This window comes from Baekduia alba (assembly GCF_028416635.1).
GTDB classification, from domain to species: domain Bacteria; phylum Actinomycetota; class Thermoleophilia; order Solirubrobacterales; family Solirubrobacteraceae; genus Baekduia; species Baekduia alba.
Genome location: NZ_CP114013.1, coordinates 5840018 through 5863246, shown reverse-complemented (window position 1 = coordinate 5863246; position 23229 = coordinate 5840018). Strand labels below are relative to the sequence as shown.

General features: G+C 72.8%; 25 protein-coding genes and 1 tRNA gene. 22 read left to right on the top strand and 4 right to left on the bottom strand.

The genetic code is table 11. The features are described 5' to 3' along the window. Nucleotides 1-316 precede the first annotated feature (316 nt). The 5 genes from rpmH to DSM104299_RS29285 are packed head-to-tail and all read left to right on the top strand — an operon-like array spanning nt 317 to nt 2630. Nucleotides 317-451 carry a 50S ribosomal protein L34 gene (gene rpmH / locus DSM104299_RS29305; protein ID WP_272475221.1) on the top strand — a complete coding sequence of 45 codons (135 nt, stop codon included), beginning with the start codon at nt 317-319 and terminating at the stop codon, nt 449-451. A gap of 6 nt (nt 452-457) precedes the next feature. Continuing rightward, complete coding sequence (gene rnpA, locus DSM104299_RS29300) at nt 458-895, top strand: ribonuclease P protein component (protein ID WP_272475220.1); 438 nt, start codon at nt 458-460, stop codon at nt 893-895. Then, nucleotides 892-1191: a membrane protein insertion efficiency factor YidD gene (gene yidD, locus DSM104299_RS29295; protein WP_272475219.1), complete on the top strand. Its 300-nt coding sequence runs from the start codon at nt 892-894 to the stop codon at nt 1189-1191. Before rnpA ends, yidD begins: the two co-directional genes overlap by 4 nt. A gap of 3 nt (nt 1192-1194) precedes the next feature. Then, on the top strand, nt 1195-2157 hold the full coding sequence (locus DSM104299_RS29290) for a YidC/Oxa1 family membrane protein insertase (protein WP_272475218.1): 963 nt from the start codon (nt 1195-1197) through the stop codon (nt 2155-2157). Between the two features lie 2 nt (nt 2158-2159). Next, entirely contained in the window at nt 2160-2630 is a 471-nt protein-coding gene (locus DSM104299_RS29285) for a Jag family protein (RefSeq protein ID WP_272475217.1), read from the top strand. An 85-nt stretch (nt 2631-2715) separates the two neighbouring features. On the opposite strand, the gene DSM104299_RS29280 is transcribed toward DSM104299_RS29285, so the two are convergent. Next, on the bottom strand, nt 2716-3525 hold the full coding sequence (locus DSM104299_RS29280) for a sulfurtransferase (RefSeq protein WP_272475216.1): 810 nt from the start codon (nt 3523-3525) through the stop codon (nt 2716-2718). Between the two features lie 210 nt (nt 3526-3735). Between DSM104299_RS29280 and rsmG the strand changes: the two genes are divergently transcribed. The 6 genes from rsmG to DSM104299_RS29250 all read left to right on the top strand — a co-directional run bounded on the left by rsmG (nt 3736) and on the right by DSM104299_RS29250 (nt 8840). After that, nucleotides 3736-4455, top strand: coding sequence for a 16S rRNA (guanine(527)-N(7))-methyltransferase RsmG (gene rsmG / locus DSM104299_RS29275; RefSeq protein ID WP_272475215.1), 720 nt, complete (start codon nt 3736-3738; stop codon nt 4453-4455). A 66-nt stretch (nt 4456-4521) separates the two neighbouring features. Next, the gene (locus DSM104299_RS29270; RefSeq protein ID WP_272475214.1) at nt 4522-5280 is read left to right on the top strand and encodes a ParA family protein; all 759 of its coding nucleotides are present in this window, start codon (nt 4522-4524) and stop codon (nt 5278-5280) included. Next, a complete protein-coding gene (locus tag DSM104299_RS29265) occupies nt 5273-6157 on the top strand; it encodes a ParB/RepB/Spo0J family partition protein (RefSeq protein ID WP_272475213.1) in 885 nt (294 codons plus the stop codon). Before DSM104299_RS29270 ends, DSM104299_RS29265 begins: the two co-directional genes overlap by 8 nt. Before the next feature lie 27 nt (nt 6158-6184). Continuing rightward, nucleotides 6185-6258, top strand: a tRNA-Ile gene (locus tag DSM104299_RS29260). Nucleotides 6259-6376: 118 nt separating this feature from the next. After that, entirely contained in the window at nt 6377-8263 is a 1887-nt protein-coding gene (locus tag DSM104299_RS29255; protein WP_272475212.1) for a GAF domain-containing SpoIIE family protein phosphatase, read from the top strand. 97 nt (nt 8264-8360) lie between these two features. Continuing rightward, nucleotides 8361-8840, top strand: coding sequence for a bifunctional nuclease family protein (locus tag DSM104299_RS29250; RefSeq protein WP_272478119.1), 480 nt, complete (start codon nt 8361-8363; stop codon nt 8838-8840). A 10-nt stretch (nt 8841-8850) separates the two neighbouring features. On the opposite strand, the gene DSM104299_RS29245 is transcribed toward DSM104299_RS29250, so the two are convergent. Together DSM104299_RS29245 and DSM104299_RS29240 are read right to left on the bottom strand one after the other, a co-directional pair. After that, entirely contained in the window at nt 8851-9795 is a 945-nt protein-coding gene (locus DSM104299_RS29245) for a D-alanine--D-alanine ligase family protein (protein WP_272475211.1), read from the bottom strand. Continuing rightward, nucleotides 9792-11192 carry an aminotransferase-like domain-containing protein gene (locus DSM104299_RS29240; protein ID WP_272475210.1) on the bottom strand — a complete coding sequence of 467 codons (1401 nt, stop codon included), beginning with the start codon at nt 11190-11192 and terminating at the stop codon, nt 9792-9794. Before DSM104299_RS29240 ends, DSM104299_RS29245 begins: the two co-directional genes overlap by 4 nt. A 68-nt stretch (nt 11193-11260) precedes the next feature. Here DSM104299_RS29240 and DSM104299_RS29235 point away from each other — a divergent pair, with 68 nt between their 5' ends. Genes DSM104299_RS29235 through DSM104299_RS29215 form a run of 5 tightly spaced genes read left to right on the top strand, consistent with a single transcriptional unit; the run spans nt 11261 to nt 16645 of the window. Further along, on the top strand, nt 11261-11848 hold the full coding sequence (locus tag DSM104299_RS29235; RefSeq protein ID WP_272475209.1) for a DUF4126 family protein: 588 nt from the start codon (nt 11261-11263) through the stop codon (nt 11846-11848). 7 nt (nt 11849-11855) lie between these two features. Next, the gene (locus DSM104299_RS29230) at nt 11856-13310 is read left to right on the top strand and encodes an alkaline phosphatase family protein (protein ID WP_272475208.1); all 1455 of its coding nucleotides are present in this window, start codon (nt 11856-11858) and stop codon (nt 13308-13310) included. Between the two features lie 16 nt (nt 13311-13326). Beyond that, nucleotides 13327-13767, top strand: a complete 441-nt coding sequence (locus DSM104299_RS29225; RefSeq protein WP_272475207.1) for a GtrA family protein — start codon at nt 13327-13329, stop codon at nt 13765-13767. Next, nucleotides 13764-15482 carry a glycosyltransferase family protein gene (locus tag DSM104299_RS29220; protein WP_272475206.1) on the top strand — a complete coding sequence of 573 codons (1719 nt, stop codon included), beginning with the start codon at nt 13764-13766 and terminating at the stop codon, nt 15480-15482. Before DSM104299_RS29225 ends, DSM104299_RS29220 begins: the two co-directional genes overlap by 4 nt. Nucleotides 15483-15493: 11 nt before the next feature. After that, entirely contained in the window at nt 15494-16645 is a 1152-nt protein-coding gene (locus DSM104299_RS29215; RefSeq protein ID WP_272475205.1) for a glycosyltransferase 87 family protein, read from the top strand. On the opposite strand, the gene DSM104299_RS29210 is transcribed toward DSM104299_RS29215, so the two are convergent. Further along, nucleotides 16551-17369: a TIGR00282 family metallophosphoesterase gene (locus DSM104299_RS29210; RefSeq protein WP_272475204.1), complete on the bottom strand. Its 819-nt coding sequence runs from the start codon at nt 17367-17369 to the stop codon at nt 16551-16553. The two genes, DSM104299_RS29215 and DSM104299_RS29210, sit on opposite strands and share 95 nt — an antisense overlap. A 26-nt stretch (nt 17370-17395) precedes the next feature. On the opposite strand from DSM104299_RS29210, the gene DSM104299_RS29205 reads away from it, so the two are divergent. The 6 genes from DSM104299_RS29205 to DSM104299_RS29180 are packed head-to-tail and all read left to right on the top strand — an operon-like array spanning nt 17396 to nt 23198. Continuing rightward, the gene (locus DSM104299_RS29205; RefSeq protein WP_272475203.1) at nt 17396-18730 is read left to right on the top strand and encodes an AI-2E family transporter; all 1335 of its coding nucleotides are present in this window, start codon (nt 17396-17398) and stop codon (nt 18728-18730) included. Further along, nucleotides 18727-19434 carry an ABC transporter ATP-binding protein gene (locus DSM104299_RS29200; protein ID WP_272475202.1) on the top strand — a complete coding sequence of 236 codons (708 nt, stop codon included), beginning with the start codon at nt 18727-18729 and terminating at the stop codon, nt 19432-19434. The genes DSM104299_RS29205 and DSM104299_RS29200 overlap by 4 nt, the downstream gene beginning before the upstream one ends. Continuing rightward, a complete protein-coding gene (locus tag DSM104299_RS29195; protein WP_272475201.1) occupies nt 19431-20798 on the top strand; it encodes an ABC transporter permease in 1368 nt (455 codons plus the stop codon). Before DSM104299_RS29200 ends, DSM104299_RS29195 begins: the two co-directional genes overlap by 4 nt. A 35-nt stretch (nt 20799-20833) precedes the next feature. After that, nucleotides 20834-21424, top strand: coding sequence for a GNAT family N-acetyltransferase (locus DSM104299_RS29190; RefSeq protein ID WP_272475200.1), 591 nt, complete (start codon nt 20834-20836; stop codon nt 21422-21424). A gap of 26 nt (nt 21425-21450) precedes the next feature. Further along, on the top strand, nt 21451-22038 hold the full coding sequence (locus tag DSM104299_RS29185) for an RNA polymerase sigma factor (protein ID WP_272475199.1): 588 nt from the start codon (nt 21451-21453) through the stop codon (nt 22036-22038). Continuing rightward, on the top strand, nt 22035-23198 hold the full coding sequence (locus DSM104299_RS29180; RefSeq protein WP_272475198.1) for a WD40 repeat domain-containing protein: 1164 nt from the start codon (nt 22035-22037) through the stop codon (nt 23196-23198). Before DSM104299_RS29185 ends, DSM104299_RS29180 begins: the two co-directional genes overlap by 4 nt. Nucleotides 23199-23229 lie beyond the last annotated feature (31 nt).

Genomic DNA, 23229 nt, shown 5'->3' with positions numbered 1-23229 from the left:
GGCAGGGTCGTGCGGCTCCTTCGGAGCGAGTTGAAGAACTTGAAGCGAGGAGGCCGGCGGCGGGTGGTCCGTGGTGGTTCGCCGCGCCGGCGGGGGAGAAACGTAGCAGGTGCCTTCGGGCCGTCGGGCGCCGTTGGCACCCCGGCTGGCACGACGCCGCAAATGCCGTCAAAATCCGCTGTGGAGGGGTCAGTTCCCCGCCTGTGCACGCGTGTTAGCAACTGGTGTGGACGGTGTGGAAGACCAGCGTGCGCGCTGGTCGGTACACTGGCCCGCCGGTCGATCCACGACCCTCCCCGACGGAGCACGATCTTCAATGAAGCGCACCTACCAGCCCAAGCGTCGCAAGCGTGCCCGCGCGCACGGCTTCCGCAACCGCATGGCGAGCCGCGCCGGCCGCCTGACGCTGAAGCGTCGCCGCGACAAGGGCCGCAAGCGGCTCACCGTCTGACCTGACGTGAGCGACGCGCTCCCGCGCGCGGGCAGCACCAAACGGCCCAAGAAGGGCCGGCTGTCGCGCAGCGCCGAGTTCGAGCGCGTCTACCGCCAGGGCCGGTCCATCGGGAACCGGTACCTGACGCTGTACGTCTTCCCGCGCGGCACCGCCCCGGCGGCCGCCGCGCCGTCGCTGGAGCTCTCGGAGGGCCCGCGCCTTGGCCTGTCCGTGTCGCGCAAGGTCGGCGGCGCCGTCGACCGCAACCGCGTCAAGCGGCTGCTGCGCGAGGCGTTCGCCACCGAGGGCCAGCGCCTCCCCGCCGACTCCGACGCGGTCGTCGTCGCGCGCCCCGAAGCCCGCGAGCTCGCCGAGCGCGAGGGTCTCGACGGCATCAGGACCGCGCTCGGCGAGCTGATCGGGCGATCGGTGGGCGAGAAGCCCGCCGCCGCGGGCTCGTGAACGAGCAGCCCCCGCGTCCGTCGCCGCTGCGGCGGATCGCGATCGCGCCGATCGTCGCCTACCAGCGCGTCATCTCGCCGCTCTTCCCCCGGCGCTGCAAGTACGAGCCCACGTGCTCGGCCTACGCCGCGCAGGCGATCGGCCGCTTCGGCATACTCCGGGGCCTGGTCCTGGCGGGCTGGAGACTGCTGCGCTGCAACCCGTGGAGCCACGGCGGGTACGACCCCGTCGAGGCCCAGACCCTCTTCCGTCAGGGCGAGCCGCCCTCTTCTCCTGCCCGGCCCCCGCACGCCTGAGCCATGGTCCCCATCACCGCGAACATCCTCCAGCCGCTCGTCGACGTCTTCGAGAGCATCCTCAAGTTCTTCCACGACAGCATCGGCGCAAGCTGGGGCCTGTCGATCATCCTGCTGACGATCGTCGTCCGCGCGGCGCTGCTGCCCCTGGCGGTCAAGCAGTTCCGCTCGATGCAGTCGCTGCAGCGGATCGCGCCGCACCTGAAACTGCTGCAGGAGAAGTACAAGGACGACAAGCAACGTCTCCAGCAGGAGACGATGAAGTTCTACCAGGAGCACAAGGTCAACCCCTTCGCCTCCTGCCTGCCGTTGGTGGCGCAGCTCCCGGTGTTCCTGTCCTTGTTCTACATGCTGCGCAAGGACCTGCGGCACGACATCTGCCCGGACATCAACCCGGCCAGCGTGGCGAACCCGAAGCCGTGTGGCGAGACGCCGGCCTCGCAGTTCTGGTTCATCCACGACATCACCGACAAGGCGACCGGCTCCGTGCTGGTCGTGCTGTTGATCCTGTACGTCGGATCGCAGCTGGTGTCGTCGCTGCTGATGATGACCGCGACCGCGGACCAGAACCAGAAGATCATCATGCTGGTCCTGCCGTTCCTGTTCGTCGGCTTCATCTTCCGCTTCCCGGCGGGCCTGCTGCTGTACTGGATCACGACGAACATCTGGACCATCGGGCAGCAGCAGTTCCTGCGCCGCGTGGTCGGGAGCAAGCAGCCCGAGCCGCCACCCCTTCCCGATCTCGGACCACCTTCGAAGTCCTCAGCGAAATCCGGGGACAAGCAGAAGGACGCCCCGGCGTCCGGGGGCGGAGGGCTGCTCGCGCGCTTGTCGCAGGCCGGGCAGTCGTCGGGCGGCGGGAACGGCTCAGCCACCGCGTCGGCCAGCGAGGAGTCGCGGGTGACGAAGGCGCCGCCGCCGCCGCCACGGGCCCGCAAGCGCAAGCGTTCCGGACGGAGACGATAGGCATGACGGCTGAGGAGCGGACGCAGGAGGAGATCCTGCAGGAGTTGCTCGAGCGCATCGTCGCGGGGCTCGGCCTCGAGGCGACGATCTCGGTGGACTCGAACGACGAGGCCCTGGTCGGGACGCTGCACGGCGAGGACCTCGGGATCTTCATCGGGCGCCACGGGCAGACGATCGACGCGGTCCAGCACCTGGCTCAGCGGATCCTGCTGGCGGACCCGGAGGCCGAGCGCCGGCGCATCGTGGTCGACGCGGAGGGCTACCGCGCCCGGCGTCGCGAGGCGCTGGAGAAGCAGGCCGACCAGGCGGCCATCGAGGCCGAGAAGTACGGACGCGGCGTGGCGCTGGACGCGATGACCGCGAGCGAGCGCAAGCACGTCCACGAGTACCTGCGCGAGCGCGGCGGCGTGGACACGCACTCCGAGGGCGACGAGCCCGAGCGCCATCTGGTCGTGACGCCGCTCCCGACCTAGGCGCTCGCCGAGTCGACCGTTTCATGTGAAACGCCCGCGGAGATCCGCGGGCGTTCCTCGTTCCCGGGTGTTTCACATGAAACGGTCAGCGCTCGTCGGTCGCGATGGGCCGCGTGGGATCCGACGACCACTGGCTCCAGGAGCCGGGGTAGAGACGGCCGAGGCCAAGGTCCGCGTGCTCGAGCACGAGCAGGTTGTGGCACGCCGTGACGCCGCCGCCGCAGTAGGAGATCACGTCCGCCGCCGCGGTGATGCCGACCGAGGAGAAGCGCTCGCGCAGCTCGTCCTGTGGCCGCAGAACGCCCGTGGGCGCCAGGTGGTCGCGGGTGGGGACGGAGAGGGCGGAGGGGATGTGGCCGTAGCGGGGGTCGATCCCGTCGGGCTCGCCGAGGTAGCGAGCGTGGGAGCGCGCGTCGATGAGCGTGCTGCTCGTGGCCGCGACCTCGTCGATGTCGGCGAGACGCTCGGCCGGCCACGGACGCGGCGTGAAGACCCGGGGCGTGATCGGCGGCTCGTCGGTCGTGAGGTCCTCCGGGGGCCAGGGCGCGTCGAGCAGCGCCGCGGGATGGCCGATGCTGCGCAGCATCCAGACGAGGCGGGCGGCGATCACACCGCCGTCGTCGTCGTAGGCCACGACGGGCGTGGCGTCGCCGACGCCGAGGGCGCCCATGCCCTCGGCGAACGTCTCGGACGTGGGGAACGGGTGACGCCCGTCCTCGGACGTCGCGGGCCCCGAGAGCCAGCGGTCGAGGTCGACGAAGACCGCGCCCGCGCGATGGCCGGCGTCGTAGGCCGCGCGGGCAGAGCTGCCGTCGAGGTAGAAGCGGACGTCGGCGAGGACGACGTCGTCGCGGTGGTCGGAGAGCCAGGTGGTGTCGACGAAGGGAGGGAGCACGCGGCAAGCGTTTCACGTGGAACGTCGTCGTTCCAGTGCCCTGAGTCGGAAGTCCGCGGGCCGCTTCCGCGCGCTCGCCGCCGTCTGAGGTCCGCCGCTGATCCTCGATGAACCAAGGGTTCGCCTGCGGTCATCGACGGCCTTCAGCCGGGGCCGAGCATCACGGCCGCTGCGCCCGATCTTCCGACTCAGGACACTAGGCTCCGGCCGGTGGACGAACCCGTGGAACTGCGCCTCGCCGAGCTGGCCGAGCGGTGGGAGCTGCCGGCAGAAGCGCCGCAGCAGCTCCGTCGGATCCTCGAGCTGGTCGCGGCCGAGCCCACGTCCATCACGACGGTGCGCGATCCGGCGCAGGGCGTCGATGTCCATGTCGCCGACTCGCTGGCGGGGCTGGCCGTCCCGTCGCTGCGGGCGGCGCGGGCCGTCGCCGACCTGGGCGCGGGCGGTGGGTTCCCGGGCCTGGTGCTGGCGGCGGCGCTGCCCGACGCGACCGTGACGCTCGTCGAGAGCGTCGGCAAGAAGACCGACTTCCTGCGGCGCACCGCGGAGACGGCCGGGCTGGCCAACGTCGCCGTCGTGACCGGCCGTGCCGAGAGCTGGGCCGCGGGTGCCGGGACGCAGGACGTGGTGACCGCCCGCGCGCTGGCGCCGCTGAACGTCCTCGCGGAGTACGCGGCCCCGCTGTTGCGAGAAGGAGGTCGGCTCGTCGCATGGAAAGGGAAGAGGGATCCGTCCGAGGAGCGTGATGGAGTGCACGCTGCGGACGTCCTGGGGCTCGAATCGCTCGCGCCGATCGCCGCGGAGACCTTCCCCGGGGCCGATGAACGCCACCTCTACGTCTACCTGAAGGTCAGGTCGACGCCGTCTCGATTCCCGCGGCGCGAAGGAATGGCCCGCAAACGGCCACTCCAGGCGTCGACCGGAGCCTGAGCCTTCCCGCGCAGAGCGGGATTCGGCGCTCCGTCCGACCGCGTTCGCCGCTACCTTGGACGCCGAATGGGCACCGTGTACGCGATCGCGAACCAGAAGGGCGGGGTCGGCAAGACGACCACCGCCGTGAACGTCGCGGCGTGCATCGCCGAGGCCGGCTACGACACGCTGCTGGTCGACATCGACCCGCAGGCCAACGCCACCGTCGGCCTCGGCATCGCGAAGGACATCGTCCCGAACGTCTACGACGTGCTCTCGGGCGACGCGCGGGCCGAGGATGCCCTGCAGGCGACGAACATCGACAAGCTGTTCGTGCTCCCGTCGTCGCCCGATCTCGCGGGCGCGAACGTGGAGCTGCCCCGCCAGCCGGGCTCGGAGGGCCGCCTCCGCGAGGCGCTGGAGCCGCTGCGCGAGCGCTTCGCGTTCATCCTGCTGGACTGCCCGCCGTCGCTGGGCCCGCTCACGGTCAACGCGCTGGTCGCTGCCGAGCGCGTGATCGTGCCGGTCCAGACCGAGTACTTCGCGCTGGAGGGCCTCGCGGGCCTGCTCGACACGCTGGCCCTGATCCAGCGCGAGCTGAACCCGCGCCTGTCGGTTGCCGGCATGCTGCTGACGATGCACGACGGCCGCACGCGGCTGGCCCGCGACGTCGAGCGCGAGGTGCGCGAGCACTTCCCCGAGCTCGTCTTCGACACGGTGATCCCGCGCAACGTCCGCATCGGCGAGGCGCCGAGCTACGGCCGTCCGGTGATCCACCACGATCCGCACTCCTCGGGCGCCGACGCGTACTTCGAGCTGGCCAAGGAGGTCGCGGCCCGTGGCTGAGCGCGGCATGGGCCGGGGGCTGTCCGCGATCCTCTCCGTCTCCGCGCCGCCCGCCGGCAGCGACGGCGCGAGCACGGAGCTGCGCGAGCTCGCGGTCGACCTCATCAAGCCCAACAAGGACCAGCCGCGCCGGCAGTTCGACGAGGCGACGCTCCAAGCGCTGGCCGAGTCGGTGCAGGAGCGCGGGGTCATCCAGCCGGTCCTCGTGCGCCCGCGCGCGGGCGGGAGCTTCGAGCTGGTCGCCGGCGAGCGCCGCTGGCGCGCCGCCAAGCTCGCCGGGCTGGAGCGCATGCCCGCGCTGGTGCAGGATCACGACGACGCCGCGACGCTCGAGGTCGCGCTGGTCGAGAACATGGCTCGCGAGGACCTCAACCCGGTCGAGGAGGCGCGCGCGGTCGCCGGCCTGGTCGAGGAGCTGGGGCTCACGCGCGAGGCCGTCGGCAAGAAGGTCGGTCGCAGCCGCGTCGCGATCTCCAACCTGCTGCGGATCCTCGACCTGCCCGACGACGCGCTCGCGCTGCTCGAGGACGGGACGCTGACCGAGGGCCACGGTCGCGCGCTGCTGCTCGCCGAGGACCAGGCCGACCGCCGGCGGCTGGCCCGCGCGGCCGCCGACGGCGCCTGGTCGGTCCGCGTCACCGAGGACCAGGCGCGCGCCGCCAACGACGCCGCGACCAGGACGTCCGGGAAGGCCTCCCCGAAGGCCGTGCACCCCGACCAGGCGGCTGCCGCGTCGGAGATCGCCGACGCCCTCGGGGGCGCGCTGGGCATCGAGCTGAAGGTCAAGCCGCGCGGCACCGGCTACAAGGTCGAGCTCGCGCTCGACTCGCTCGACGACGCCCTCGCGCTCGCCCAGCGAGTCCGCGCCGGCGGCTGACCCCGCGCTACACTTCCGCTCCGCCCCGGGCGATTAGCTCAGTCGGTTAGAGCGCTTCTCTGATAAGGAAGAGGTCCCAGGTTCGAATCCTGGATCGCCCACTCGCAAGGCCCCGGCACTCCCGGGGCCTTCGTCGTCCTTGCAGCGCTTTGCGCCGGGACGGCGCGTGCCGGCGTGAGCTTTCCCGCAGGGCGGCGCGGTCTGGTTATCGTGCGCCTCATGGAGGCTCCCGAGGCCACGGATGGCGGCCCGGTGGCGGCGAGCGACGCTCGGCTGCTCGCACTGCTGCGCGGCCAGAAGGACGTCTTCGAGCTGATCGCCCGCCGTGCGCCGCTGGGCACGGTCCTCGAAGCGCTGGTGCGGCTCGTCGAGGAGCACTCCGACACGGGCGCGATCGCCTCGATCCTGCTCCTCGACGAGGACGGCGTCCGGCTCGTGCACGGCGCCGCGCCGTCGCTGCCCGCGAGCTACAACGAGGCGATCGACGGGACGGGCGTCGGCCCGGCCGTCGGCTCGTGCGGGACCGCCGCCTACCGGCGCGCGCCGGTGATCGTCACCGACATCGCGACCGACCCGCTGTGGGACGACTACCGCGACCTCGCCGAGGAGGCCGGCCTCGCCGCCTGCTGGTCGGTCCCGATCCTCGGCACGGGCGGCGTCGTGCTCGGCACGTTCGCGATCTACCACCGCCACCCGGCGGCGCCCGCCGACGGCGACCGCGACGTCCTCGACGCCTTCCAGCAGGCCGCCGCGCTGGCGATCGAGGGCGATCGCGCGCAGACCGCGCTGCTGCGCGAGAAGGACCGCGCCGAGGCGCTGCACCGCGTCGGGCAGGCGATCGCCTCGCGTCTCGACCTCGCCGAGATCGTCCAGCTCGCCACCGACGCGGCCACCGAGCTGACGCGCGCGAGCTTCGGGGCGTTCTTCTACAACGTGGTCGACCCCGCGGGCGAGTCCTACATGTTGTACGCGCTCTCGGGCGTGCCGCGCGAGGCCTTCGCGCGCTTCCCGATGCCGCGCAACACGGCGATCTTCGCACCGACGTTCAACGGTGAGGGGATCGTCCGGCTCCACGACGTCCTCGAGGACCCGCGCTACGGGCGCAACGCTCCGCACCACGGGATGCCCGAAGGGCATCTCCCGGTCCGGTCCTACCTGGCGGCGCCGGTCGTCGCCTCCGACGGCGGCGTCGCCGGCGGCCTGTTCTTCGGCCACCCCGAGCCGGGCCGGTTCGACGCCGAGCACGAGCAGCTCGTCGCCGGCATCGCCGCGCAGGCCGCGGTCGCGATCGAGAACGCGCGCCTCTACGCCGAGGCCCAGCGCGAGATCGAGGCCCGCAACCGGGCCTTCGCCGACCGTGACCGCGTCGCGCGCGTGCTCCAGGAGTCGCTGCTGCCCACGGCGCTCCCGGTCATCCCCGGCATCGAGCTGGCCGCCCGCTACCGCGCGTGCAGCGACGGCATCGGCGGCGACTTCTACGACGTCTTCGCGCTGCCCGGCGATCGGTGGGGCGTCGTGATCGGCGACGTCTGCGGCAAGGGCGCCGAGGCCGCGTCGCTCACCGCGCTCGCGCGCCACACGGTCCGGACCGCGGCGATGCTCCACGCTCAGCCCGCGCAGGTCCTGCGCGTGCTCAACGAGGCGTTGCTGGAGCACGACCCGACCGGCTCGCGGTTCTGCACGGCGATCTTCGGGCTGCTCGACGCGTCCGATCACGCCCGGATCACGCTTACGCTCGCCCGCGCGGGCCATCCGCCGCCGATCGTCAGCAACGCCCAGGGCGTCATGCCGGTCCGCGCGGGCGGCGGCCGCGTGCTCGGCGCGTTCGCGGACCCCGACCTCGCCGACGAGGTCGTCACGCTCACGCCCGGCGACACGATCCTCCTGCACACCGACGGCCTCACCGACGTCGGCCACGACAGCGACGTCCTCGGCGCCGAGTGGGTGCAGGCCACGCTGGACCGCCACCGCTCCGACAGCCCGGGGCAGCTCGTCGACCGGCTCGCCGACGGCGCCGTCGCGCTGCAGGCCACCGCGGCCGGCCGCGACGACATCGCGGTCCTGGCGATCGCCGTCCCGCCGCTCGCGGCGCGCCGCGCGGCCTGAGCCGCGCGCGGGGCCTGACCCGCCCCGGGGCCGGGGCTGGCGGCGACCCCCGCCTATACTGGCGAGACACCACCGAGGAGCTCTTCTCGTGCAGGAAATGGTCATCTATGGCGTCTCTTTTGACATGGTCGGCAAGCAGCCGATCGTGCTGCTGAAGACGGTCGACAGCAACAAGTTCCTGCCGATCTGGATCGGACATCCGGAGGCGGCGGCGATCCTCATGAAGCTGCAGGGCGCGACGACGCCGCGACCGATGACCCATGACCTGCTGTGCGACATGCTCGGCGAGCTCGAGGTCAAGTGCACGCAGGTCTCGGTCACCGAGCTGCGCGACAACACGTTCTTCGCGTCGATCACCCTCAACGTCGCCGGGCGCGACGTGGAGATCGATTCCCGGCCGTCCGACGCGCTGGCGATCGCCGTGCGCTCCGGCGCCCCGATCTTCGCCGCCGAGGAGGTCATCGCCGAGTCGGCGATCGAGTTCGAGCACGAGGTCGAGGACACCGAAGAGGTCGTGGACCGCTTCAAGGAGTTCCTGGACCAGGTTTCCCCGGAGGACTTCGCCAGCGACAGCTAGTGCCGCGGCGCTAGGCGGTCGTGGCGCGTCCGCGTGCGGACGCTCGCTCGACCATCCTGCCGATCAGGTCGTCGAAGCCGATCCCGGCCGCGTCGGCCGCCTGCGGCAGCAGGGAGGTCCCGGTCAGGCCGGGGATGACGTTGGCCTCCAGCACGTGGAGGCCGCCGTCGGCGTCGCAGAGCATGTCGACACGCGAGACGTCGCGGCAGCCCAGCAGCTCGTGCACGGCCACGGCCAGCTCCTGCGCGCGCGCCGTCACGTCGCAGGGCAGGTCGGCCGGGCAGACGAAGTGCGAGCGGCCGATCTCGTAGCGCGCGTCGAAGTCGTACATCCCCGTCTCGGGAACGGCCTCGACGATCGGCAGCGCGACGCCGTCCAGGACGGAGACCGCGAGGTCCCGGCCCGCGACGTAGCGCTCCAGCAGCACCTTGTTGGAGTACGACAGCGCCGCGACCAGCGCCCCCGGCACGGCCGCGGCGTCGGCGGCGATCCGCAGGCCCAGCGCGCTGCCCTGGTCGGCCGGCTTGACGACCATCGGGAAGCCGATCCGATCGGCGATCTCGCCCAGCGCCTCGGCCGCGCCGAGCTGCTTGAACGCTGTCTCGGTGAACGCGAAGAAGTCGGGCGTCGGCAGCCCGGCGTCGACCATGTGGTGCTTGGCCAGGACCTTGTCGGCGCAGCGGATGCAGGCGCTCACGCCCGAGCCGGTGTACGGCAGGCCGAGGATCTCGAGCAGCTCCTGGATCGTGCCGTCCTCGCCGTCGCGGCCGTGCAGCGCCAGGAAGCAGACGTCGGGCGTCAGCTCGCGCAGCCGGCGGACGAGGTCGTGGTCGACGTCGATCCCGATCGCCTCGTGGCCCAGGCGCTTCAGCGCGTCCTCGACGCGCGCGCCCGAGCGCAGCGACACCTCGCGCTCCAGCGAGCGGCCGCCCTTCAGGACCGCGACGCGGCTCATCGAGGCCGGCGGTCCGAGGACGAGCGCCTCGCCTCGCCGCCGTCCTTGCGCGGCAGGTGCAGCACGTCGGCCAGGTCGGCGTCGGGCGCCGCGGCGGCCTCGCGCTCCGGCGCGGCCGGCGCCGGCCTGGCGCCGGTGAGCGCGCCGAACAGCTCGAGCTGCTCGCCGATGACCTCGCCGATGCGCCGCACGCCCTCGCGGATGTCCGCGTCGCCGACGCCGGAGAAGTTCAGGCGCATCGACGACCCGCCGCGGCCGTCCAGGTAGGCGCCGCGGCCCGGCACGAACGCGACGTTGCGCTGCAGCGCGCGGGCGAGCAGGTCGGTGGTGTCGATCTCGGCCGGCAGCGTCGCCCAGACGAAGAGGCCGCCCTCGGGCTGGGTCCACGTCGCCTCGGCCGGGAAGTGCTCGGCCAAGGCCCCCAACAACGTGTCGCGCCGCCCCTCGTACAGGCCGCGCAGCGACTGCAGGTACGGCTCCCAGTGGCCCTCGTGGAAGTACTGCGAGACGAAGTGCTGGGTCAACGACGACGAGCACAGGTCCGCGCCCTGCTTGCCCATGTTCATCTTCTGCAGCACCGGCGCGGGCGCGACCGCCCAGCCCAGGCGCAGGCCCGCCGACAGGATCTTGGAGAACGTGCCGAGGTAGATGATGAAGTCGCCCCCGCTGAGCTGGAGCAGCGTCGGCAGCGGATCGCCCTCGTAGCGGAGCAACCCATAGGGGTTGTCCTCCAGCACGAGCAGCTCACGCTCGGCGGCGACCTCGACCAGCCGCCTGCGGCGCGGCAGCGACATCGTCACGCCGCCCGGGTTCTGGAAGTTCGGGATGGTGTAGATGAACTTCGGGCGCCGGCCCTCGCGCTCGAGGCGGTCGAGCGTCTCCTCCAGCACGTCGATCGGCATCCCGTCGCGGTCCATCTCGATCTGGACGACGTCGGCCTGGTAGGAGCAGAACGACGGGATCGCGCCCGGGTAGGTCGGCGCCTCGGCGACGATCACGTCGCCCGGGTCGATCAGCGTCTTGCACACCAGGTCGATGACCTGCTGGCCGCCGGTCGTGACGAGGATGTCCTCGGGGTCGACCTCGGCGCCCTCGGCGCGCATGACGTGCTGGATCGCCTCCTTGGTGATCCCCAGCCCCTCGGTCGGCCCGTACTGCAGCGCGGCCGCCGTGTTCGCGGCGGCCACGCGCGACATGATCGCCGCGAAGGACTCCGCCGGGAACGTCGAGGTGTCGGGCAGGCCGCCCGCGAGCGAGATGACCTCGGGGCGCTCGGTGACGGCCATGAGGTCGCGCATCGCGGACGACTTCATCGCGCGCGTGCGCGCGGCGAACAGGCCGGCGTACCGCTCCAGCTCGTGGGCGGCGGCGCGCTGAGGTCGGCGAGAGCGCGGCATGCCCGGGTCCCCTTCGCCGTCGGGACCTTCGGTCCTTCGGTCTGTCATGGTCCCGGGCAACGGTACCGATGAAGCTCGTCCTCGACATCCTCCAAGGGCTCGGCGTCGCCTCGGCGACCGGTCTGCGCCCGTTCCTGCCGGCCCTGCTGACCGGCGCGCTCGCCACCGCCGACCTCGGCGTCGACTTCGACGGCACGTCGTTCGCGTTCCTCGAATCGCCGGTCTGGCTGCTGGTGCTGGTCATCGCGCTGGTGGCCTCGATCTTCCTGCGCCAGATGCTGGAGACGCCCCCCGGCGAGGCCGCGCTGGCCGGCATCGGCATCGGGCTCGGCGCGCTCCTGTGCGCGGCGTCGATCGACGACCGCCACGCCACGTGGTGGTACGGCCTGATCGCCGGCGCCGCCGTGGCGCTGCTGGCCAGCTCGGTGTCGCGCTCGCTCTTCGGCCGGGTCCGCGCGCGCTTCGCGAGCGCGGGGGACGCCAGCGCCGCCGCGGCGCTGCCGTTCTACGGCGAGATCACGGGCGCCGTCGTCGCCGGCGCGAGCATTCTGTTCCCGCCGCTGGCGATCGTCGCGATCGGCTTCCTGATCGCCCTGCTGGTCACCGGCCGCCGCCGCAGCGACCAGAAGTACGCCGGCCTGCGCATCCTGCGCTGACGCTGGCATGACGCGCCTGCTCCTCGTCGTCCTCGACGGCGCCAAGCCCTCCATGATGGAGCGGGCGGTGCAGCGTGGCGAGGCGCCGGCGCTCGCCGCGATCATGGAGCGCGGGGCGTTCGTGCCGGAGCTGTGCGCCGCGTTCCCGTCGGTCACCCCGGTGTGCGCGACGGCGATCGCGACCGGCACGCTGCAGGACCGCCACCACATCGCGGGGATGAACTGGTGGAAGCGCGACGAGCGCCGCTACGTCGAGTACGGCTCGTCGTTCCGGGCGGCGCGCAAGCTCGGCATCGCCAAGCAGTTGACCGACACGGTGTACAACCTCAATGGCTCCCACCTGAGCCGTGAGACGCCCACGGTCTACGAGACGCTCGACGACGCCGGGGTCCGGACGGCCGGGACCACGTACCTGGTCTACCGCGGCCGCCACGAGCACGCCGTGTCGCGCGAGACGGCGCTGACGCGCCTGGCCGGCCAGCTGTTCCGTAAGCCGGTGCTCGGGCCGCGCGAGCTCTTCTACGCCGACATCTTCGCCAGCCGCCAGACGGGCTGCCGCTCGCAGATGGGCCTGCCGGGGATCCGCGACCAGCACTCCGGCTGCGTCGGCGCCTGGCTCGCCGCGCGCGACCTGTACGACTTCCTGCTGCTGTCGCTGCCCGACAACGACACGCACTCGCACAAGAACGGCCCGCACGCGCAGCCGACGTCCATCGCGGCGGCCGACCAGCAGATCATGCGCGTCGCCGACGCGGTCGGCGGCATCGACCGGCTGCTGGACACCCACGCGGTCGTCGTCTGCGCCGATCACTCGCACGCCGCGGTCGAGCGGACGATCGACCTGCGCGGCGCGTTCTCCGAATGGGCCGTCGCGGGCCCGGGCGGCAGCGCGGTCGACGAGGCCGAGCTGGCGCTGTGCCCCAACCAGCGGGCGGCCATGGTGTACGGGTTGGTCGAGGAGGCACGCCCCGCGACGATCCCGCGCGTCGTGGAGGCGGCGGCCGCGATCCCCGGCGTGGACGTGATGGCCTACCGCGACGGCGAGGACGCGGTGGTCCGCGCGCCGGCGCGCGGGGAGCTGCGCTTCCGCAGCGGCGGCGACGTCCGCGACGCGCGCGGGAACGCCTGGACGGTCGCGGGCGACCTGGAGGCGCTCAACGCCTCCGTCTCCGACGGCGCCTTCGCCAGCCCGGACTACCCCGACGCGCTGCGTCGCGTCTGGGCCGCGCTGACCTGCCCGACGTCCGGCGACGTCCTGCTCAGCGCCGCGCCCGGCTACGAGTTCCCCGACTGGGGCGGCGGCGACCACGTCGGCGGCGGCAGCCACGGGTCGCTGCACCACTCCGACTCGTTGGGCGCGCTCGCGTTCTGCGGCGTCGACGCGCCGGCCGGGACCGGTCCCGGCGCCTGGTCGATCACGGATGTCGCGCCGATGGTGTTGGCCCACTTCGGCGCCGCGTGACGTAGCCTCCTGGCCCTTGTCCGACGCCCTCGACAGGCTGCGCCGCCGCGATCGCGTGCGCCACGGCGTGCGCGACGCTGACAACTGGTGGCAGCTCGCCCGGTTCACGGCCGTGGGCGCGAGCGGATACGTCGTCAACCTGATCACGTTCGCGCTCTGCGTGCATGCGCTGGACCTGGACTTCCGCGTCGCCGCCGTGATCGCGTTCCTGGTCGCCGTGACGAACAACTTCTGGTGGAACCGGCACTGGACGTTCGAGGCCGGCGCCGGCCACGCCGGCCAGCAGGCCGTGCGGTTCCTGGTCGTCAGCGTCGCGGCGTTCGCGGTCAACTTCGTCGTCCTCGAGGCGCTCGTCACGGGCGCCGACGTCAAGGAGCTCCTGGCGCAGGCGATCGCGGTGGCCGCCGCGACGCCGTGCAACTTCGTCGGCAACAAGCTCTGGACGTTCGACGAGTGAGGCGCGGCCTCCCGGGCGTGCTCGCCGTCCTGGCGCTGGTCGGCGTCCTGCTGGGCATCGCGACCGCACCGGCGGTGGCGCCGGCGCAGAACGGCCAGACCGCGACGGTCACGTCGAGCGCCAGCACGCTGCTGCCGACCGCGCCGTCCGATCCCAACGGCCTCAGCCGGGTCGACAGCCTCGCGGGCACGCCGCTCGGCCACCGGCTCGTCGGCCAGCAGGCGCAGACGATCGCGGCGCGCAGCCCCAAGGTCGCCGCGGCGCTGAAGCAGTACCCGAAGGCCAAGCCCGAGGTCTTCCTCAAGGGTCCCAACGACTGGCAGGTCAGCTGGTTCACGCCGGGCACCGGGAGCGACCGCAAGGAGATCGCGCAGGTCAAGGTCAACGACGCGACCGGCGCGATCGTCGAGGCGTGGACCGGCCCGCAGGTCGCGTGGACGATGGCGCGCGGGTACCCGGGCGCGTTCGGGCGCAAGGTCAACTCGCCATGGGTCTGGATCCCCATGTCGATCCTGTTCGTCGCGCCGTTCCTCTCGCTGCGCCGCCGTCCGCAGTGGCTGCACCTGGACCTGCTGGTGCTGGTCGGCTTCGGGGTCTCGGTCGCGTTCTTCAACGACGCCAACATCCACGCGTCGGTCCCGGTCGCCACCGGGTTGTTGGCGTACGTGTTGATACGCGCGCTCCTGATCGGGTTCCGGCGCCGGTCGCGGCTCGACGCCGACGGCCAGGCGCCGAGCCGCGTGCTGCCGCTGTGGGTCTCGCCGGTCTGGCTCGCGGTCGCGCTGGTCTTCCTGATCGGCTTCCGGATAGGGCTGAACGTCAACGCCTCCAACGTGATCGACGTCGGCTACTCGGGCGTCATCGGCGCGGACCGGCTGGTCGACGGCAAGCCCTTGTACGACAACTTCCCGAAGGACGACGAGCACGGCGACACCTACGGGCCGGTCGCCTACGAGGCCTATGTCCCGTTCGAGCAGGCCCTCCCGTGGAGCGGCCGCTGGGACGACCTGCCGGCGGCGCACGCGGCATCCGTCGTCTTCGACCTGCTCACGATGCTGTTCCTGTTCATGGCCGGGCGGCGGATCCGCGGCCCCGGGCTCGGCGTCGTGCTCACGTACCTGTGGGCGGCGTGGCCGTTCAGCCTGTACGTGTTGAACTGCAACACCAACGACGCGATGGTCGCGATGTTCGCGGCGCTGACGCTGTACGTCGCCGCCTCGCCCGCCGCCCGCGGCGCGGTGACCGCGCTCGCGGGGCTGACCAAGTTCGGGTCCTTGGGCCTCGCGCCGCTGATGGCGACGCACGGCGCCCCGCGCGGGCGCTGGCTGAAGACCGTGCTCGAGTTCGTCGCGATGTTCGTCTTCGTCGCGTTGCTGGTGTCGTTGCCGGTCCTGCTGCGCGGCGAGTCGCTGCACACGATCTACGACCGGACGATCGCCTTCCAGGCCGAGCGCAACGCGCCGTTCTCGATCTGGGGGCTGCACGACCTGCGCGGCCTCGAGCACGTCTGGCAGGTCCTGGCCGGGTTGTTCGCCGTCGCGGCGGCGTTCCTGCCGCGCCGACGTGACATCGTGGGGCTCGCGGCGGTCGCCACGGCGGTCGTCGTCGCGCTGCAGCTGGGGCTCGACTACTGGTTCTACCTCTACCTCGTGTGGTTCTTCCCGTTCCTGATCGTCGCCCTCTTCGCGCGTTATCGGATCGCCGACCCGGCCTGATCCTCAGCGTCGTGGCGCTGCTGGGCGTCTGGCTGCTGTTCACGCACCACGGGCCGTTCAGCAGCGACCGGCTGGGCGACCTGTACGTCTACGACCAGTACCACTTCTTCATCTTCGAGCACGGGCTCGTGCCGTTCCGGGACTTCGAGTTCGAGTACCCGCCCGGAGCGCTGATCCCGATCGTCATCGCGGGCGGCGACCCCGATCGCATGTCCTTGCTCATGCTCGCGTGCACGGTGGTCTGCCTGCTGTGCGCGTGGGAGATCGGGGGCTGGAAGGCCGGCTGGCTGACGGTGGCCGTGCCGCCGGTCGCCGGCGCGCTGGTCCGGACGCACTTCGACCTGCTCCCGGCGGCCATGGCGATGGTCGGGCTGTGGCTGATCGTGGCGCCGCCCAACCGCAAGCACATGGTCGAGTCCGGGTTCGCCGTGCTCGCGCTCGGGACGATGACGAAGCTGTGGCCGGGCGCGATCGCGGTGGTCGCCTTCGCCTGGCTGCTCGGCCGCGACGAGCGCCGTCTCGCGGTCCGGTCGGGCGTCGTGTTCCTGGCGGTGATCGCGGTCACGGCCGTGCCGTTCGTGGCGCTCGGCGGCTTCCCGTCGACGATGGTGAAGTTCCACCTCCAGCGCCCGGTGCAGATCGAGTCGACGGCCGCCTCGGTGATCGAGGTCGTCGGCGGCTCCTACGTGACCGGCGACCCGATCCGCCACGACCGCTTCAAGTCCAACGGGTTGGACGGCGGCGCGGCCGACGTCATCGGCGTCCTCAGCACGCTGGCGCTGCTCGCGGCGAGCGTCGGGCTGATCGCGCTGGTCGCCCGGCGTCCGTCCCGCGACGCGCTGGTCATCGCGTCGCTGGCGATCGTCGTCGCGTTCGTCGCGTTCGGGAAGGTGCTGTCGCCGCAGTACGTCTGCTGGATGCTCCCGCTCGCCGCGGTCGCGGCGGTCCGGGGCGCCCCGCTGGGCGCCGCGCTGACCGCCCTCGCGTCGCTGACGACGCAGCTCTGGTTCCCCAACCACTACTTCGACGTCGTGCACCAGCACGACCGGTGGCTGGTGCTCGTCGGCGTCAGAAACGCGATCCTGCTGCTGGCGCTGGCCGCCACGGCGCGAGCACTTGCTCGATCGCCGCGGCGCGTCGCGGCTGCTCCGCGCACCGGATGACGACCGCGTTGATCCACGGGTCGTCCTCGCTGGTCTCGAAGCGCACGTTCATGTGCGTGCGCAGCGACTGGATCGACTGCTCCTTCTTGACGCCGAGCACGCCGCCGCGCGGGCCGGTCATCCCGACGTCGGTGATGTAGGCGGTCCCGCCGGGCAGCACCCGCAGGTCGGCGGTCGGGACGTGCGTGTGCGTGCCGACGACCGCGGTCACGCGTCCGTCGAGGTACCAGCCCATCGCGATCTTCTCGCTCGTCAGCTCGGCGTGCATGTCGACCAGGACGTGGTCGACCTTGCCGTCGAGCTCGGCCAGGACGTTGTCGATCTCCAGGAACGCGACGCGCCCGGCGCGCAGGTGCAGGTTGCCGGACAGGTTCACGACGCCGAGGCGGACGCCGCCCTTCTCGACGATCGTGAAGCCCTTGCCGGGCTGCGACGCGAGGTAGTTGGCCGGGCGCACGATCGGCTTGCCGGAGTCCAGGTAGGCGTTGATCTCCTGGCGGCGGTAGGTGTGGTTGCCGAGCGTGATGGCGTCGACGCCGCCGGCGAAGAGCTCGTCGGCGAGCTTGGGCGTGATCCCGAGGCCTCCCGCGATGTTCTCGCCGTTGACGACGACGAAGTCGGGCGCGTAGCGCTCACGCAGGCTTGGCAGCAGGCCGAGCAGCGTTCGGCGGCCGAGTCCGCCGACGAGGTCGCCGGCGAACAGGATGGTCGGGGCAGCGGGCACGTCGCATACTCTGGCGGACGGAGGCGATGAGCACCGAGCACCCGACAGAGACGGAGGAGTGGGAAGGGCACGATCCGCTCGACGGCGAGCCGCCGGCCGAGCCCGGCCTGGACCCGTCGTCGGTTCAGAGGGTGATCGTGCCGCGCTGGATCCAGCTCGTCGCGCTCCCGCTGCTGGTCGTCGCGCTCTACCTGATCGCGAAGGCGGCCGGCGTCGTGCTGCTGGCCTTCACGGTCGCGGCGGTCATCGCGCTGATCCTCAACCCGATGGTGGCGTTCCTCCAGCGCCGGCGGGTCCCGCGCGGTATGGCGATCCTGGTGGTCTACCTCGGCCTGCTGCTGACGGTGGCCGGGATCGGCGTCCTGCTGGCCAACCCCGTCGCCGACCAGGCGCAGAAGTTCGGCGAGGACGTCCCGCGGATCGTCGACGACGCGAACGACCGGCTCGCCGACCTCCAGGCCTACTTCGACCGCAAGGGCATCAACGTCGAGGTCAAGCGCCAGGGCGAGACCGCGCTGCAGACGCTCCAGGAGAAGGTCGTCGGCGGGACGAGCGACATCGTCAACTTCGGCGGCGAGATCCTCAAGACGGTCGTGACCGCCGGCCTCGGGCTGCTGCTGGTCGTCGTGTTGTCGGTGTACATGCTGATCTACGGCGAGCGGATCGGCGCGCTCGTGCGGTCGGTCATGCCGCCCGGCGACGGCACGGAGGCCGACGACTTCCCGACGCGGATCCAGCGCGCGGTCGGCAGCTACCTGCGCGGGCAGCTGCTGTTCAGCGTGGCGATGGGCACGGGCGCGGGGGTGGGGATGTACGTCTTCGGCGTGACCGGTGTGTTCCCGGACGGCAAGACGTACGCCTTCGCGTTCGGCGCGTGGTTCGGGCTGATGGAGCTGGTGCCGTTCGTCGGGCCGTTCCTGGGGGCCTTGCCGCCGCTGTTGGTGGCGTTGTTCCAGGACCCGCTGACCGCGCTGTGGCTCGGGATCTTCTTCGTCGCGCTCCAGCAGCTGGAGGGGCACGTCGTCGCGCCCTACATCTTCGGCCACACGCTGCGCATCAACCCGCTGCTGGTGATCTTCGCGCTGCTGCTGGGCGGCGAGGCGTACGGGTTCCTCGGCGCGCTGCTGTCGCTGCCGATCGCGGCCATGGTGCGCGAGACGGTCGTGTACCTGCGGCGGCACCTGACGCTGGAGCCCTGGGCGCGGTCGGGGCCGGTGCTCGGGATGGCCGGCGGGGCGGCGGGGCCGGAGCCGCCGCCGCGCACGTGCGACGAGTGCGGCGCGGTCGCGGCCCGGACGGACGCGTTCTGCCGCACGTGCGGCGCCGCGCTGGCGGCGGCGGAAGTACCCTCTCGCCGGTGACCGCCGGCGTTGCCTTGCAAGCCCGGGCCGTGACCCGGAGCTTCGGCGCGCGGGAGGCGCTGCGCGGGATCTCGTTCGGCGTCGCGCCGGGCGAGACGCTGGCGATCATCGGGCCCAACGGCGCCGGGAAGACGACGCTGCTGTCGATCCTCGGCGGCGTGCTGGCGCCGTCGGCGGGCTCGGTGTCGCGCGAGCCGCGCGACGTGGGCTGGGTGCCGCAGCAGCCCGCGGTCTACGCGAAGCTGACGGTGGCCGAGAACCTGGCGCTGTTCGCGCGGCTGGAGCGCGTCGACGACCCGGCGGGCGTCGTCGACCGCATGCTCGAGGTGACCGGCCTGCGCGACCGCGCCGGCGACGAGCTCGGGACGCTGTCGGGCGGCAACAAGCAACGGGTGAACATCGCCGCGGGGCTCCTGGCCGATCCCGAGGTGCTGCTGCTCGACGAGCCGTCGTCGTCGTTGGACCCGCGCCAGCGCGAGCGGCTGTGGACGTTCGTCGCCGGCCTGGCCCGCGGCGGCACCGCCGTCGTCTTCACCACCCACAACGTCTCCGAGGCCGAGCGCTACGCGGACCGCATCCTCGTCCTCGCCGACGGCGAGCTGCTCTTCGAAGGCACGCCGGCCGGCCTGCACGAGGCGGTCGGCAGCGACGAGTACGACTTCGAGGCGGCCTTCGTGGCCTTCCTGCGGGAGCGCGGCCATTGAGGGGTGTCCCGTTCCTCCTGCTCAAGGACCTCCGGATCCTGAGGCGCTCGCCGTTGTTGGTGGGGTTGCTGGTCGTCTACCCCGTGTTGATCGCGGTGCTGATCGGGCTCGCGCTCTCGAAGGGGCCGGACAAGCCGCGGGTGGCGATCCTCAACGAGCTGCCGGACTCCTCGCAGAGCGTGTCGGTCGCCGGCACGACGGTCGACCCGAGCGACTACGCGCAGAAGCTGTTCGCGTCGATCGAGCCGGTGACCGTGCACTCGCGGGCCGAGGCCGAGCAGAAGGTCAAGGACGGCGACGTGCTGGCCGCGATCGTGGTCCCGAAGGACCTGATCGAGCGGCTGCAGCGCACGATCTCGCTGTCGGGCAAGGGCCCCAAGCCGACGGTCGACGTCCTGTACAACGCCGAGGACCCGGTCAAGCAGCAGTTCGTCGAGTCCACCATCAACGCGCGCGTCGCGGACCTCAACAAGGCCGTCGCCGGCAAGCTGACGCAGATCGCCGCCGGCTACCTCGACATCCTGCTCCAGGGCGGCAAGTTCTCCGTCCTGGGCAAGGACTTCGAGATCGCGGGGCTGAAGAAGTCCAAGGCGCTGGTCGACTCGGTCCTGACGCGCACGCCACAGGGCTCGCCGGACCGCGACGCGCTGGAGCGCGTCTCGCGCTTCGCAGGGCTGGCGATCGACAACCTCGACCTGTCCGACGTCGTGCTGTCGTCGCTGGCCACGCCGGTCAAGGTCGACCAGAAGGTGATCTCCGGCCGGCGCACGCCGCTGGACTCGTTCGCCGTGACGGTCGCGGTGACCATGTCCCTGATGTTGATCTGCGTGCTGCTGGCCGCCGGCATGCTGGCGCTGGAGCGCGAGGAGCACGCGTTCGCCCGGCTGGTGCGCGGGCTCGTGTCGCGCACCGGGCTGCTGGTGGAGAAGGTCGTGCTGTCGGCCGGCTGCGCGGCGGCCGTGACGCTGGCGATGACGGCGGGCGTGTCGTTGTTCGTGTCCTTGGACTGGTCGCGGTCGCCGCTGTGGGTCGTCGCGCTGGTCGCCGGCGGGCTGGCCTTCGGGGCCTTCGGCGTGGCGATCGGCGCGGTCGCGCGCGAGGTCCGGGCCGCGTCGCTGCTGGCGATCCTGCTGGCGCTGCCGATCGCCTTCCTGGCGCTGGTGCCGTCGGGCGCCGTGGCGTCCGGCCTGTACGACGCGATCCGCGTCGTGTCGGCGCTCTTCCCGTTCCGGGCGGCGCTGGACGCGGCGGACGCGGCGCTCAACGACGCCGGCGGCCTGGGCGCCGCGCTGGCGCACCTGGTGGCCCTGGTCCTGGGCTGGTCGGTGCTGGCGCGGCTCGCGCTTTCGCGATTCGACGGCTGAGGCCATCTCGGCGAATCCCCTGCTACGTTCGCCCCGTGCTCGGCCACATGCCACCGAGGATCCGTCTCGACGCGGAGCTGACCGCCATCCGGCCGCTGGTCGTCGACGACGCCGTCGAGTTCGCCGCGGCGGTGGTCGCGAACCGGGCGCACACCGAGCCGTGGGAGCCGATCCACGCGGAGGCCCACTTCACGCGCGCCGGGCAGATCGAGACGCTGCGCCGCGACGTCGAGGCGTGGGACGTCGGGACCGGATACGCGTTCGCGGTGCTCGATCGCGAGCACGGCGACGCGATCATCGGGCGCATCGCGCTGGGTAACGTCGTGCGCGGCGCGTGGCGCAACGCGACGCTCGGCTACTGGGTGAGCGCCACGGTCGGCGGCCGCGGGCACGCGACGAGCGCGGCGCAGCTGATCTGCGAGTTCGCGTTCCGCCACGCGGGGCTGCACCGCGTGCAGCCGGCGGTGATCCCGCGCAACGTCCGGTCGATCCGCGTGGTCGAGAAGGCCGGCTTCCGGCGCGAGGGCCGCGCGCTCAAGTACCTCAACATCGCGGGGAGCTGGGAGGACCACGACATCTTCGCGTTGACGCTGGAGGACTGGGAGGCGCGCGACGGGGACCGCTGAGGTCCCTCCGGCCGTAGTGAGGGGACATGGACGCGCGGCCGGAGGCGATCCGCTGGGCCGGACCGGTGCGAGGCGCTCGCCCCGGGGGCGCGCTGACGCCGCGCGCCGAGCGCGCGGCCGTTCGGGGCGCGCTGCGCGGAGAGGTCGGCGCGCTGGACGCGCTGTTCGCCGCCCACTGGCCCGCGGCCTACCGCGCCGCCTACCTGATCGTCCGCGACGCGCACGCCGCCGAGGACATCGCGCAGGAGGGCTTCGTGGCCGCGGTCCGCGCGCTCGATCGCTTCGACCGGTCCCGGCCCGTCGGCCCCTGGCTGCGCACGATCGTCGCCCGCCGGGCGATCGACGCGACCCGCGCACGCGCGCTGCGGCGCGAGGTCGAGGACTCGGCGCTGGAGCACGTCGCCTCCGCAACGCCGTCGCCGCTCGCGCCCGAGCCCGAGCTGCTGGCCGCGATCGCCGCACTGCCCGACGACCAGCGCATCGTCGTCGTCCTGCGCCACCTCTTGGAGCTGACGCCCTCGGAGATCGCGGCCGTGGTCGGCGTGCCCCGCGGCACGGTCAACTCCCGCCTGCGCCGTGGCCTCGACACGCTCTCGCGCGAGGTGGACCGATGAGCCCGCCGCGCTTCGACCGCCTGCGCGTGCCCGGTGAGGAGGACGCGCGGCGCCGGGCCCTCGCGGTCGCGCGCGCCGCGCTGGCCGAGCGACCGGCCACGGCCTCGCGCGTGCACGGCCCGTCGCGCGCGCTCGCCGTCGCCCTCGCGGCCGTGCTCGTCGCGACGATCCTGGCGCTCGGCCTGACCGCGCCCGGCCGGGCCACCGCGGAATGGGTCGGCACGCGCCTGTCGGAGCTGACCGGTCGCGATCCGCAGCCCGCGCCGCACCGGTCGGCGTCGCGGTACGCGCCGCTGCCCGGCGGCGGCCGGCTGCTCGCGGTCGCCGACCAGGGCCTGTTCGGGTTCGGCCTCGGCGCGGCGCCGCGCGAGCTGCTGGGCCCGGTCGACGCCGCCGGCTGGTCGCCGCACGGGCGCTTCGCGATCGCCGCGCGCGGCCGCACGCTCGTCGCGGTCGACGTCCACGGCCGCCGGCGTTGGACGCACACCGAGGACCGTGCGATCCGGTGGCCCACGTGGTCGCCGTCCGGCTTCCGCGTCGCCTACCGCGCCGGTCGCGACCTCGACGTCATCGCCGGCGACGGCACGGGCGCGCATGTCCTCGCCGCCTCCGGCCCGGTCCGGCCCGCCTGGCAGCCCGCCACCTCCGCCGAGCGCCTCGCCACCGTCGACGCCGCCGCGCGCGTGACGCTGCGCGACGTCGACTCCGGTCGGGTCCTCTGGCGAGTGCGCGTGGCCCACGGGCCCCGCGGGCTGGCGTGGTCGGCCGGCGGCCGGCGCCTGTTCGTCCTGGGGCGCGACCGCGTGATCACGCTCGACGGCGCGACCGGCCGCCGCCGCGCCCGGACGCCGCGCGCGACCGGCAGCGTGAACGTCGCGATCGCGTCGCGCCCCGGCGGCCGCGGCGGCTACGCGGTCATCCGCCGCCGCGCCACGCCGCCGGCGCAGACCGAGGTCGCCCTGCAGGACGGCACCGTGGTCCTCGCCGACCCCGGCGCGATCCGGGCGATCGCCTGGTCGCCCCACGGCGACTGGCTCGCCGCCGACCGCCCCGGCGTCGACGGCTGGGACCTGATCGGCCTGCGCGGCCGCACGGTCGACCGCGCCCGGACGCTCGCCGCGGGCCGCGCCGCGCGCCTCTCCGGGTGGTGCTGCGGCTGAGCCGGCGGCGGCGACCTTCTACGCTTGATGG